Source organism: Tautonia marina (assembly GCF_009177065.1).
Lineage (GTDB): Bacteria > Planctomycetota > Planctomycetia > Isosphaerales > Isosphaeraceae > Tautonia > Tautonia marina.
In genome coordinates, this window is record NZ_WEZF01000024.1 from 48,571 (window position 1) to 62,673 (window position 14,103).

Consider the following 14,103-nt stretch of genomic DNA (forward strand, 5'->3'; position numbering starts at 1 on the left):
GCGACCAAGGGGCCGCCGATCCCCGAGCGACGGCCCGCCTCGAGGGGATGGATCGTCAGCGGATGAGGTGGAAGTAGGACGGGGCGGGCCCGAGGTGGCCAAGCTCGTAGCTCCAGTGGACATGGAGGCCGACGTCCGCGAAGCCGGCCTCGCGGAGCTGCGCGAGGGCTTCCCAGCCGAAGTCAGTGAAGACCAGGGAACCCTCCTCCGAGAGCGGGTTGCCGTGATAGGCCGGCTCCTCAAGGTGGTGGAGCTGGCCGTCCCGGATCTCGGCCCGTCGGCGGTTGTGATCCCTCGACACGTCAAAGGGGATCGTCAGGAAGGCCTGGCCGCTGGGGCGGAGGATCCGGGCCATCTCCTGCATGCAGCGGAACGGGTCGTTGACGTGTTCGAGGACCTCGTTGCTGACAACCACGTCGAACGAAGCATCCTCGAAGCTCAGCCGCTCCGCGTCCTCGTGGCGGATGCCGTCACGGACGGAGCCACCCTGGAGGTCGGGCCCGAGGTACTCGCTGCCGACAATCCGGCAGTCGGGGAAGTGTTCGAGAAACCAGCGGAAGATCGGCGTGATCTGCTCCATCAGGTAGGCCGAGGAGCAGGGCTCGCCGGCCCCCCGGAGAAGCTCGGCGACCTGGCCCGCGATCATGCGCTGGCGGTTGTTGAGATGGCAGCCCGGGCATTCGAGGCGCTCCCGCCAGTTCGGCCTGGCGCCCTCGCCGTCGTTGCTGCCACCGAAGCGCCAGTCGACGAGAAAGTCGACCGGGCGTTCGCAGCAGAGGCAGTAGCCAGGGACGGCGAACTGGTCGGCCTCCCGGTGCTGCTCGGCGAGGTATTGTTCCAGGTGACGATGCCGGGCGAAGGCCGGGCCCCCGACCAGGGCCAGGAACTCGTCGCGGCTCCCGACTCGGATCACGCCGTCCATGGCACAGGTCTCCACAAAGGGGCCAGGGCAAGGGGCACGGCGCGGCCGGGTCCTCCCCGGACGGACGGTCCCTGCGAGGGACAGAGCGTAATGCCGGGGCAAGGTTTTGCAACCCGAGTTCGGGAGGATGGAGACGCCGGGGCCTGCTCCGGGGCAGGATCCGATCCGCGAGCGCCTTCACACGTTTGGATGTGTCACTCTCTCCCGAGGTTTCGACAGGCCAACGGGATCAAGCTTCGGGAGCCACCGAGCCGATAGAAAAATCGGTGCGACCCGACCCGTCGGCCTCGTCGGAAGGTTAGGATGCTTCCGGGGAGAGGCCCGTCTGGTGATCGGCCCTCGCATGTGGAACGCCGCAGCAGTCCGGGACCGAACCGGGGGGGCGTGGTGATCGGCCACGCGAGAACAAGAGACCCGCTGCCGAGTACCTTCGTGATGCAACTGACCAACACGATTCTTGGGCGTGGAATCCGTCGCCGCCCGGTGGGGAAGCGACGCGACGCGCGGGTGCGCCTCGAAGCGCTGGAGGACCGGATCGCCCCCGCGGGCCTGCCGCCCGGTTTCGCTCAGATCGAGGTGGCCACCGGCCTCTCGAACCCGACGACGCTGCAGTTTGGGCCGGAGGGGGAGCTCTACGTCGCCGAGCAGTGGAGCGGAGAGATCAAGGTGATCCGCGACGGCGTGATTCAGCCGGACCCCTTGATCCGGCTGGACGTCGCCAACCAGGGGGAGCGCGGCCTGATCGGCTTCACCTTCGATCCCGGCTTCGCCTCCCACGGGCACGACGACGGCCAGGACGGTGGCGAGCACTCCCACACCAACTTCCTGTATGTGCATTACACCGTCCCGGGGACCCCGGCGCACAACCGGGTCAGCCGCTTCATGATGGTTGACGGCGCGGTCGCCGGCCCCGAACAGGTTCTGCTGGAGATCGACCCGCTCGGCCCGGCGACCATCCACAACGGCGGCTCGATCGTGTTCGCGCCCGACGGCACGCTCTTCATCGGCGTCGGCGACAACAGCGTGGGCGAGAATGCCCAATCGCTGGAGAGCCTGCACGGCAAGGTCCTGCGGATCAACCCCGACGGCACCATCCCGGACGACAATCCGTATGTCGGCATCTTGCCGGGCAAGTACGCCTCGATCTGGGCCTCGGGCCTGCGCAATCCGTTCCGCCTGTCGATCCACCCCGAGACCGGCCAGGTGAACATCGGCGACGTGGGGCAGTGGGACTGGGAGGAGATCAACCTCGGTGTCCCCGGCGCCAACTACGGCTGGCCGGACGTCGAGGGGCCCTCGGAACCGGGAGACCTCCGCTTCAGCGACCCGATCCACGCGTACTCGCACACCCCCGGGGATCCCTTGATCGGCTGCGCCGTTTCGGCCTCGGTCTATTACCTGCCTGAGCAGCCTTCGTTTCCGGCCGAATACGTCGGCGACCTGTTCTACGCCGACTACTGCAACGGCATCCGGATCCTTGAGGAAGGGACCCACGAGCCGCGCTGGTTCGACCGAGAGCCCAACTTCGTCACCGACCTGGCCGTCGGCCCCGGCGGCGATCTCTACTACGTTTCGCTCGGCGACTTCCGACACGACGGCACAACCTTCGACAACGGCGCGGTCTACCGGATCACCTACACCGGCAGCGACGAGCCGGTCGTCTCCCGACCGCCGGCCGACCAGATCGTCTCCGCCGGCGAGCCGGCGCGCTTCTCGGTTGTACCTTCCGGCGCTCCCCCCTACGCGTTCCAGTGGCTCCGGGACGGCGAGCCGATCATGGGGGCGACCGGAGATCGCTACTCGATTGACGCCACGACCCCGGCCGATGACGGCGCTGTGTTCTCCGTCCGGATTACCAACGAGCACGGCGTTGTCGAGTCCGAGGCGGCAACGCTGACGGTCGTCCCGTACGATCGCCCCGAGATCACCTTCTCGGCGCCGACGCCCGAGAGCCGCTACGTCGCCGGCGTCCCGTTCGAGTTCGCGGCCGAGGCCGTCGCCGGTGACGGCACCCCCCTCGGGCCGGAATCCTTCACCTGGTGGATGAACTTCCACCACGACGAGCATTATCACCCGCTGATGGCACCGACCGGAGGAATGGCCGAGGGCTCGGCCGTCGTGCCGGCGGTCGGGGAAACCAGCGACAACGTCTGGGTCCGCATTCACGTCCGGGTGACCGACGCCAACGGGCTCACGACCGAGGCCGAGTACGACCTCCACCCCGTCAAGGCCGAGGTGACGCTCCGGGGAGTCCCCGAGGGGCTCGGCGTCGTCTTCGACGGCACCCCGACGCCGATGCCGCTGTCGTTCGTCGGCGTGGCCGGGGTCGAGCGCACCGTGACGGTCCCGGACACGATCGACCTCGGCGGGACGACCTGGATCTTCGACACCTGGTCGGACGGCCGGCCGGCCGTGTCGAGCCTGGCCACGCCCCGGACCGACGCGGTTTTGACGGCGGTCTACCGGGTTGACGGCGGTGAACTGGGGGCCGGCACCGGGCTGAGAGGGCTCTACCTCGGCCCCAATCGATCCGAGGAAACGGCCGTCCAGCGGGTCGACCCCGTCGTCGCGCTCGGCGGGCCCGGCGCGTTCGAGGGGATCGCCACGGCCCGATGGACCGGGCGGCTGCTCCCTCAGTTTGACGAGCCCTACACCTTCCAGGTCCGCGCGGAGGGGGGAGCCCGGCTCTGGATCGACGGCGAGCTGGTCCTTGAGACCTGGGGGGCGACCGGGGAGACGACCGCCTCCTCGACCCCCGTGCCGCTCGATCCGGAGCATCCGGCCGAGATCCTCCTCGAATACCGCCGAGGGCTCGGTGACGGCGGGATCGACCTGCTCTGGTCGAGCCCCTCAACCCCCCTGTCGATCGTCCCGAGCCGCCAGACGGAGCCGGCCGATCCGGTCCCTCCCGGAGGGATCGGGCCGGGGCGGGGGCCCATGACGGTCGACTTCGACGGCGACGGCACCGACGACCTCGTCTTCTACGACCCGGCCGACGCCTCCTGGACGATCGAGCTGGCCGACGGCCAACGGCTCACCCGCCAGTTCGGCATGGCCGGTGTCGATGTGCCGGTCCCGGCCGACTACGACGGGGACGGCCGGGCCGACCTGGCCGTCTTCCGACCCGAAAGCGACCTGGTCCCCGGCGCCGCCCACTGGCTGGTGGCCCTCTCCGGCGGCGGGGTCATCAACCAGCCCTTCGGCGCCGCCGGCATGGATCTGCCGGCCCCCGGCGACTACGACGGGGACGGCCGGGCCGACCTGGCCGTCTTCCGACCCGAAAGCGACCTGGTCCCCGGCGCCGCCCACTGGCTGGTGGCCCTCTCCGGCGGCGGGGTCATCAACCAACCCTTCGGCGCCGCCGGCATGGATCTGCCGGCCCCCGGCGACTACGACGGGGACGGCCGGGCCGACCTGGCCGTCTTCCGACCCGAAAGCGACCTGGTCCCCGGCGCCGCCCACTGGCTGGCGGCGCTCTCCGGCGGCGGGGTGATCAACCAACCCGTCGAAGGGGCCGGGAGGGATCTGCCGGCCCCCGGCGACTACGACGGGGACGGTTGGGCCGACCTGGCGGTCTTCCGTCCGTCGGAGTCATCGGCCTCCATCTTCCTGTCCCGGATCGAGCGGGCTCGTTTGGCGTCACTGGACCCGATGGGTCCGGAGGCCCAGCCCGTGACCTCTCCAGCGTTGACCCTCTGGAAGAAGCTCAGGGGCCGCGTCTGAGCCCCCGGGCCCCGGAGGCCGTCGGCTGATCCGGGGCCGGCTGGTCCCCCCTCACGATGCTCCTGACCGTGACCCCGCGGCTTCGGCTCGCCCGAAGCCGCGGCCGGCCAAGGAGCAAACCGGCACCGATGCGGGGATCGGCCGGCGGAGGAGGAACCCCGCACACCGCAAGTCTCACGGCGCGGCCGCCGATGCAGGCGGCGTCCATCCAACAATGAAGACGCTCACGATCCATCACGTCTTGCGGTTGCGAACCAGGCGGGCGATGTTGCCCGCGCTCGCGTGGGCGAGCTCGCCCCCGAGGAGGGGGAAGAACCGCTGACCTCCAGGTGATCGAACAGCAAACGGCCCCGTCCCCACCCGGCGCGATCGTGATTTCGAAGGCTTCCCTGTAAGCTCGACACCTGACACGGTCTGAAGCTCGGTGGTGATGACGAGCGTTTTGTCCGGGAGAGCTCCTGGTGTCTTCCCCCCGATCGTGCCCGAACTGTGGCGAGACGCTGCCTGCCGGGGTCCTCGATGGCCTCTGCCCGGCCTGTGTCATGAGGCAAGTGCTCGACGAGGACACCCACCTCGGACAAACGGTGGCCGGCGCGATCGCGACCGAGGCATTCGCCGCGCCCACTTCGGACTGGGGACCCGAACGGCAGAATCCGGATCCTTCGGCCTCTCCCAAGGTCGAGGGTTCGGGGGCCGAGGAAGGTAGGTCGATTCCCCCCGATCGGCTCCACTACTTCGGCGACTTTGAGTTGATCCGGGAGCTGGGACGCGGCGGGATGGGGGTGGTCTTCAAGGCCAGGCAGGTGAGCCTGAACCGGCTGGTCGCGGTCAAGATGATCCGATCGGCCGTGCTGGCTGGTGAGGAGCAACGCCGGCGCTTTCGGAACGAGGCCGAGGCGGTCGCCACGCTCGATCATCCCCACCTGGTGCCGATTTTCGAGGTCGGCGAGCACGACGGCCACGCCTACTTCGCCATGAAGCTCATCGGCGGCGTGGGGCTCGATCAGTGCCTGGACACGTTTGTGAACCGGTTTCCCGACGTGGCCCGGATGGTCGCCACGGTGGCCGAGGCGGTCCACCATGCGCACCAGCGAGGCATTCTGCATCGGGACCTGAAGCCGGCGAACATCCTGATCGACGCTGAGGGGGAGCCCCACGTCACCGACTTCGGCCTGGCCAAGCGGATCGAAGGCGACAGCGCCCTGACGGGTACCGGAGCCGTGGTGGGAACGCCATCGTACATGGCCCCGGAGCAGGCGTCGGGACGTCGGGGGGCCGTGACCACGGCGACCGACGTGCACGGCCTGGGAACCGTGCTCTACGCTTTGCTGACCGGTCGGCCGCCGTTCGCGGGCGATTCGGTGGTGCAGACGCTGGAACAGGTCCGCGAAACGGTGCCGGAAGCGCCGTCGAAGCTCAACCGCCGGGTGCCTCGGGACCTGGAGGTGATCTGCCTGAAGTGCCTGGAGAAAGCGCCAAAGCATCGGTACGACTCGGCGCACAACCTGGCCGACGACCTGCGGCGGTTCGTCAACGGCGAGCCGATCCGGGCGCGTCGGGTGGGGCTGGCGACCCGGCTGGCAATGTGGTGCCGACGACGGCCAGCCATTGCGGGACTCTCGGCCGCGGCGGTCGGCCTCGCCGCGCTGGCGGCGGTGCTGGCGGTGGTCTCCGCCGTGCAGACGGCCAAGGCGCTCGACGCGGAACAGGAGGCCAGACGCCGCGAGCAACGCCTGCGGGCCGAGACGCAGCAGGAGCGCGATCGCCTGGCGTATCAGCTTGCTCTGATCCACGCACAGCAACTCGCCGATGCCTACCAAGGGGCCGACATGGCCAGGCTCGGCGATTTGCTGGCGGCCCTGGTGCCCGAGCCGGGTCGAGTCGATCTGAGGGGCTGGGAGTGGTTTTACTTCAACGGACTCGCCAACGCCGATCTGATGACGGTCGGCCAGTTTGTCGAGACGGTGGCGTGGAGTCCCGATGGTCGCTTGCTGGCGGCGACACGGGCCAATCCGGCCTTGCGGTCGGAGGTCGGGTTCCTTGCGCTCTTCGATGCGACGACGGGGGAGATGGTCGCGGAGCTTCGGGGGCAGACCGGTGGGATTTACGACGCGTCGTGGTCGCCGGACAGCCGGTTCCTGGCGACGGCCGCCGAGGATGGGACCGTCTGCGTCTGGGACGTGATCGCACACAAGGCGGTTCGGACGCTGGGAGGGGGCGGGCCGTCGAAGGCGGTCTGGTCGGTGGCGTGGAGTCCCGACGGCTGCCGGATCGCCGCCGTCGGAGGGCTGCTCGATGGGAAGATCCGGATCTGGGAGGCGGCGACGGGAACCTTGCAGGCGACACTCGACCCCGACGACGCGGGAGGGAGCCATGACGCCGCCTGGTCCCCCGACTCCCGACGGCTGGCGACGGCGCATGCACCCGGGACTGTGATTGTCTGGAACGTGGATGAGCACGTCGAAATTCAGCGATTCGTTGATCCAGGTCAGGACACCCTGGCGGTGAGCTGGTCTCCGGACGGGAAACGGCTGGCCTCGGCCGGGGAAGACGGCGCGATCCGGGTGAGGGATCTTGCGTCCGGTCGAGCGCTTCAGCGCCTCTCGGGACACGACGGGCCGGTCCGGGATCTGGCGTGGAGCCCCGACCGCTGGCGGCTGGCCTCGGCGAGCGACGACCGGACGGTTCGAGTCTGGGACCTCTCGGACGGTGCGGCGATCGTGACCCTGCGCGGGCACCAGCGGGGGGTGAACGCCGTGGCCTGGAAGCCCGACGGCTTGCGGCTGGCCTCGGCGAGCACCGACGGGCGAGTGAAGCTCTGGGACCCGTTCGAGTCGCCCGAGGCGCAGGTCCTCGACGACGACTCCGGGGCCGTGACCGCGATGGCCTGGGCACCGACGGGGCAGCGGCTGGCCTCCTCGACTCGGGGAGGGTTTTCGAGGGAACGAGTCCGGCTCTGGGACGTGGAGGGCGGGACGGTCGATCGTCATCTGGCAGGGCCGGAAGGAATCGTCAACGCGATCGCCTGGTCGCCTGAAGGCCGGAGGATCGCGGCATCGCTCCACGATGTGTTCACCAAGACCTATCACCTTGTCGTCTGGGATCTGTCGGCGCGGGGTCCCGGTCGCAGCATCCCCCTGGACGACGGGCCGGTCCGGGCCGTCGCCTGGGTCTCCGAGGAGCGGCTGGTGGCGGTCCTGGGTGAGGCGCTGCGAAGCTGGAGCCTCGGGGCGGACGGGCCGGTGGCCGGCTCGATGATTCCCCTGAACGCGGGTCAACGGTCCCTCGCCGCCCTGGCTCCCTTCGGAGAACGCCTGGCGATGGCCGGGAGAGATCGCTCGGTGCAGATCCTCGACCCGGCTTCGGGCCGGGTGCTCCGGGTCCTGGAGCCGCGCGACGAGGGGACGCTCCGCCTGATGGTCTGGGACGCGCCAGGCCATCGGCTGGCCTTGCTCACGCCGCGGCCGTCGGTGGGCTTCGCGCCCTCGGGGGATTCGCGGCCGGACGTGCTCCGGATTCGGTCGATCGAGGAGGGTGACGCGGAGATCGTGATTCCCCTTTACGGCGATCCGGTGGCGGCCGTGGCCTGGCATCCGGGCGGACGACGGCTCGCCACGGCGAGCGCCGACGGGACCGTGGCCCTCTGGGACGTTCCCACTGGCCAGCCGGTCCTTCGCCTCTCGGGGCCGGAGGAACCGACCGCCCTGGCCTGGTCGGGCGACGGCCGACGGCTGGTGGTCGCAGGCTCGGAGGGCCGCCTGAAGGTCTGGACCGCATCGGGCGTTGAGGAGTCCTTCGTTCGTTGATTGGCGTTGATGGTGATTCCCCGCTTACGCAGGAGACGAGAGATGATCTACCCCGTTCGATCCTTCCACGCCGGTCTTTTTTTGATCAGCGGGCTGATGCTTGCCGGCTGCGGCGGCAACGAGCCGGCCGTGGCGCCCCTCGATCCCTCGACGACGGCGGCCCCTCCGGGAACCGCTCCGCCTCCCCCGCCGCCGATGATGGGGGCGCAGGCCCCAGGCGCGGCGTCGGCCCCAATGGCTCCCGCGCCGTCGCAGGGGATCGCTCAGGAAATGATGCCCGGCGAGGAGCTGCAGCCGGGGTTCCCGGCAAGCCCCTCGCCCGCCCCGGACATGCCGGTCCCGGACGACCTCCCCGGCGACGATCCGAAGGAGGTCGCGCGCCTCTTCCTCGGGACCGAGGACGAGGCGACCAAGCAAGCTCTGATGACTGAAAAGGCCCGACGTGCCCAGCAGGAGCACAACATCACGCTGCAACCCGATCCCAACAGCCCGTTCGAGATCGGCGAGGCCACGACCGACGGCGACTCGGCCGAGGTTGCCATCCGGGTAGAAGGACCGACCGGCCGCCTGGAGGGCGGGAGCCTCCGGCTGCGGCGTGAAGACGGTGAATGGCGTGCGCATGCCATGGTCGTCGCCGCGACGGCGGAGCACCCCGAGATGACCATGGACTTTGAGAACCCGATGGCCATCTTCGGGGAGCTGGGGGCGATGTTCTCCGAGCTGGAAGACGCGATGGAGGGGTTCGACCCCTTTGCCGAGGGCGAGGACGACGCTGCTGCTGATGCCGCCCGGGCCGCCGCGACCTTCGAGGCGATCGAGGCGGTTGATCTTGAGGCATTTCGCCAGTCGTTCACCGTGGACCTGGCCCTGGACGGTCGACCGGCAGGCGCGGTGATCGCCGAGCTGGCCGCGCCGATCGGCCTGGAGCTGGACCGCTCGAAGGCCCCGGCCGAGGCCCTCGATCAGCCCGTGACCCTGACCGCCGAGGGCCTGACCCGGCTGGAGGCGATCGAGCGCGTCTGCGAGGCGGTCGGGTTGTCTGCAACCTATGGAAGCGACCCGGCCGAGGGGTTCCTGGGCTCCTTCGAGGGGGATGCCGTGACACCGGTTGCCGGCCCTCGCCCCTGGCCGGTGGCCTTCGCCGGGCCGTTTCTCATTGAAGTGACCGGCGTGGAGCAGCAGCCGAGCGGGACGGGGACGCTCGGCCTCCGCGTGCTTGGCGTGGGGCTGCCCCCGGCGATCACCGCGATGATGGCGGCCGATCCGTTCCATGAGCCGATCGCGATTCGAAGCATTTCCGGTCCTGGGAACCAGGAACTGCTTCCTGATGACCGATTCCCGGTGACACTCGGCGCCTCGGAGCTTCCCGAGGGGGTGGTGGATGTGACGCTGGATGTTCCCCTGGTCGGCCTGCTCCGCAGTGTCTCCGCGATCACCGAGGTGGTTGGCCAGGTCGAGATTCCGGTTCCGACCGAGATCGTGAGGATGAGTTTCGATCCGATCGAGCCCGGCGCGGTTCGCGAGGAGGAGGGGCTGAGGGTGTCGCTTCGGGGCGAGATGCCCCATCAAGCGACGCTCGAACTCGAGCGATTAGACGAGAGCGATCCCGACATGAAATGGCACCGTTATGTGTTTTTGCTCGGGCGGGACCGGGGCGGCGATCCTGTCGAGATGGAGATTGGAGGAGGAGGCGGGGACGAAAAGGAATACTCCGCGTTTCTCAGCATCCGTGGTGAACCCGTCGCAATGGACCTGAAATTCGCCAAGGAGGTCGAGCCACTGGTCACCGACGTCCGCCTGGAGCAGATCCCCTTAAAGGAGTTCGGCCGGATGCCCGAGGCCATCGCGGCGTTGGAGTTCGCCGGCGAGGAGGCTCCGGTGTCGGCCGAGCTGGTCGCGTTCCTGGAGAAGGAGCAGGAGCAGCAGCCGTCGCCGTTCCGGAACTCGGGGCCGGCGTACACGCTCCGGATCGTCAATCATGCGAACAAGGATGTGCGACGACTGGTCCTGGAGGTCACCTTTTTCGATGCCTCCGGGAAGGCCGTCGGCCATGCGCCGCCCTTGAATTTCACCTACGAGCCCCACCTGGTCCAGCAGCAAGACGAGCGGGAGATGACGCAGTCCGGGTTCTTCGTGCCCGAGCAGGCGGCCTCGGCCACGTTCCGCGCGCGGGAGGTCGGCTTCACCGACGGGACAGTCTGGAAGGCGGAGGAGGAGTGATGGGCGAGCGTTTCCGAGAGGAGTCCCGTTCCGGGAGCGAACGGTGCCCGCCGGCTCGGCGTGCGTGAATCGTGTCAGGTTCCCGCTCCCCCGAGGACGAACGGGGGAGCGGGTGGGAGCGGGCGAGGACCGCGTTAGCCGAGGCATCGGGCGAGGAGGCGGCGGGTCATCTGGGGGACGGACAGGGGAGTGCGCTGGGCGTCGAGGCCGATGGAATAGATCCACTGCAAGAGGCTGTCGCGCTCGCGGTCGTCGGCCAGGTCGAAGCGGAGGCCGAGGGTTTCGCCTCGGGTGCGGACGACGGTGGCGCGGAGGGTGCCGCCACCGGCCAGGTGCAGGAACAGGGATCGAGGAACAGCCTGATCTGAGGGCCAGAACAGACCGGCTCCGGTGGCCGAGACGTTGTGGAGCGAGGCAAGGCACCAGGAGCCGTCATCTCCTTCGCAGAGGACCGAAGCGCGGGTCCGGTAGCGCTCGGCCGCTCGAAAACGGCCGCGGTCGCGACCGGCGAGGATGGCCAGGATGAGAGCCCCGGCGTTGACCGCCGAGAAGACCGAGGCGGCCGCGCGGTGCTCGGGATCGACGATCACCCGGGTTTCGGGCCAACTGTTGACTAAGAGGCCGAGCATGGTCAGCAGCAGGAGCGTCAGCGCGCTGCCCCGGGCGAACTGGTCGGCCCCCTGCCCTGCTCCGCTCCCCTTGGGAGTGACCCGGAAGGGCGCGCCGAAGGGCTTGATCAGGGTCGAGAGGATCGTCGGCACCAGACGGAAGCTGAGCAGGAGCGAAAACCCGGTCGAGAGCAACGGAAGATAGCGCCCGGCCGAGATCCAGATCATCGGGGCCATCAAGGCGATGAGCACGGGAACCTGATAGCGGATCAGGTCCTCAAGGTTCGCATGGGCCAGGGGGGCAAGCCCCGTCCAGAGGTAGACGATCGGGATGAAGACGGCGAACAGTCGTACCGGCGTCTGCACGAGCCAGTCGATCGGGAAGAAGAAAAGGCGCTGAATCAGGCTCAGCCCTGGCCCGAGGACGCCGTCCTTCAGAAAGAGAAGCTGCAAGCCACCGCGGCACCAGCGCTGCCGCTGGACGAACATCCCCTTAACGCTCTCGGGAGACAGCCCGAACGCGAGGGGCTCATTGAGATATCGCGTGATGAAGCCTCTGCGCAAGAGCATGAGCGAGGAGAGGATATCTTCGGTGACCGACTCGGTCGGGATGCCGCCGATCGCCATCAGAGCCGATCGGCGCTGGATGCTGGCCGATCCGCAGCAGAAACCGCAGTTCCAGCCGTCTCGGCTCGGCTGGACGATGTCGAAGAAGAGACGCTGCTCGTTGGGAGCCTGGTCGCCGAGGCCGAGGTTCATCTCGAAGATGTCGGCGTTGAGGAAGTGGTGCGGCAGCTGAACGATGGCGATGGTCGGATCGTCGAAGAAGCCGACGGTCCGCATGAGAAAGTCGCGTCGGGGCGCGAAGTCGGCATCGAGGACGACGAACAGCTCGGCATCGGTCTGGGAGAGGGCGTGGTTGATGTTGCCGGCCTTGGCGTGGCGGTTGTCGGGGCGGGTGAGATACTCGACCCCCTGGGCCTCGCAGAAGTCTCGGAGCCACGGGCGGCGGCCGTCGTCGAGGACCCAGACGGTGAAGTACGGGTAGTCCATCCCCTTGGCCGCGAGAATCGGCCCCTCAACCACCTCGATCCCCTCGTTGTAGGTGCAGAGAAAGACATCGACGCGCGGTAATTCCGAAGGAGGGAGCCGCCTCAGGCGGCGCTCGTGGGCGTCGGCCTCTGAGGAATGGTCGCTGGTCCGGGTGAGCATCAAGTACGTGACGGCGCAGTTGAGCAACGCGGCCAGCTCGAACACGAAGACGAGCCAGATCCAGAGACCGGCCCAGGTGGTCGGATCGGTCGGCCGGACGGTCTGGGTGAACCGCCAGTCGAGATAGCGCAGGGTGATGCCCAGGGCCAGGCTCAGCACCAGCACGCGAGCCCAGGTCCGCTGGCGAGGCAGCGAGGGAAGGACGGCCAGGCAAAGGCCGGTTACCAGGAGGGCCGTCGCCCATTCACTGCCGCTCACAGGGGTCATGAGAGGAGGCCCTTGGTCGGTCGGATCGCACGGGGAAAACGATCAGCGAGGGGTCCAGACCACGGCCGAGCTGCCGATCAGATAGCGATTGGCCGGATCGGCGCCCGAGGGCTGGTCGTCGAGGGCGATGATGGCCCGGAACATGCCGATCGGGACCGCATCGCGGCTGGGTTCGCCGACCGTTTCCGGGTCGACCGCGGTGGGGTCGGCAACGTGGAAGACGCGGCCGGAGAGGATCTGGGACGAGCCGATCAGGCGGGCCTTGACCGGCGCTCCGGGGCGAATCCGGGCGGCGTCGGCCTCCTTGAAGATGGCCTCGATGCTCAGGTGGCCGGGGTCGACGATCTCCAGGGCAGTGGTGCCGGGAGCGACCTCGCTGCCGGCATCGAGCGTCGAGGACCAGACGACGCCGCTCCTGGGAGCCTTGATGGCGACCCGGTTCTGCTCCAGGTGCCGCTGTTCGCTGGCGAGCCGGGTGTCGAGCTCCAGGAGTTTGCCCTGCAGTTCCTCCAGGTGGGCCCGAAGCCCGGCCTGCTGGATCTCGATCTCGTCGCAGCGCTGCAGGGAGGCAACCCGGTCCTGGCCGCCGTCGGCGTCGCCGACGAAATAGCCGCGCTGGGCGGCCTCGAGCTGAACGTCAAGGCGAGCGGCGGTTTGCCGGGCTTCCTCCAGCTCGTTGCGGGCGACGGCCACGGCATACTCGGCCCGGGTGCGTTCGATGTCGGACGAGGCGGCCCGGATCGAGGCCCGGCCGTGCACCTGAAACTCGTACTCGGCCTCCTTGAGGCGCGACTCGGCCGCCTGGATGATCGCCTCCTGCTCGTCGGCCTGCTTTCGGGCCCGGGCGATCCGGGCCTCCTGGTAGTCGAGGAAGTGCTGATTCAAGGTGGCTTTGATGGCGTCGAGGTCGGCGATCTGGGTTTCCAGGGCGGCGATGGATCGTCGGATCGCCTCGGCCTCTCCTTCGATTCGATCCAGAGGGCGACGGTCAGGGGAAGCGGCCGACACGTCGAAGAGGTGCTGCCCCCGGCTCACCTCGGTCCCGACTTCCGGGGGCAAGCCCTCCACCACCCCTTGCTGATGTATCCGGACGGTCGTCAGCGGAGCGGTCACCGAGGCCCGGACACTCGTTCGGTAGAGAACCAATGGCGCCAGGAGCCAGACCCCCTCGGCCAGGATCGCCCCGCCGATGAGCCAGCGGAGGAGCCGTCCCCAGGACTTCCGCCGGGGAGCGGGAGGCGACGATGTCGGCGACGATCGGGGGCCTTGCAACTCGCGAGGCACCAGCAACGTCGTACTCGATTCCAGGCGATTGCGAGAGGCTTCCATGAGCAACTGGTCGGCC

At 68.9% G+C, this 14,103-nt stretch carries 6 protein-coding genes; 3 read left to right on the forward strand and 3 right to left on the reverse strand.

The window, feature by feature from the left end:
- Positions 1-55 precede the first annotated feature (55 nt).
- Positions 56-922, reverse strand: a complete 867-nt coding sequence (locus tag GA615_RS23230) for a class I SAM-dependent methyltransferase (RefSeq protein WP_152053726.1) — start codon at positions 920-922, stop codon at positions 56-58.
- Positions 923-1,357: 435 nt separating this feature from the next.
- Between GA615_RS23230 and GA615_RS23235 the strand changes: the two genes are divergently transcribed.
- The 3 genes from GA615_RS23235 (at position 1,358) to GA615_RS23245 (ending at position 10,671) form a co-directional block, all read left to right on the forward strand.
- Entirely contained in the window at positions 1,358-4,645 is a 3,288-nt protein-coding gene (locus GA615_RS23235; RefSeq protein WP_161602501.1) for a PQQ-dependent sugar dehydrogenase, read from the forward strand.
- Between the two features lie 461 nt (positions 4,646-5,106).
- Positions 5,107-8,451, forward strand: coding sequence for a serine/threonine-protein kinase (locus tag GA615_RS23240; protein ID WP_152053728.1), 3,345 nt, complete (start codon positions 5,107-5,109; stop codon positions 8,449-8,451).
- Between the two features lie 42 nt (positions 8,452-8,493).
- Positions 8,494-10,671 carry a hypothetical protein gene (locus tag GA615_RS23245; RefSeq protein WP_152053729.1) on the forward strand — a complete coding sequence of 726 codons (2,178 nt, stop codon included), beginning with the start codon at positions 8,494-8,496 and terminating at the stop codon, positions 10,669-10,671.
- 134 nt (positions 10,672-10,805) lie between these two features.
- Here the strand turns inward: GA615_RS23245 and GA615_RS23250 are convergent, their stop codons facing one another.
- Both GA615_RS23250 and GA615_RS23255 read right to left on the reverse strand, forming a co-directional pair.
- Entirely contained in the window at positions 10,806-12,758 is a 1,953-nt protein-coding gene (locus GA615_RS23250) for a glycosyltransferase (protein ID WP_152053730.1), read from the reverse strand.
- Between the two features lie 42 nt (positions 12,759-12,800).
- Positions 12,801-14,087: an HlyD family secretion protein gene (locus tag GA615_RS23255; RefSeq protein ID WP_161602502.1), complete on the reverse strand. Its 1,287-nt coding sequence runs from the start codon at positions 14,085-14,087 to the stop codon at positions 12,801-12,803.
- Positions 14,088-14,103 lie beyond the last annotated feature (16 nt).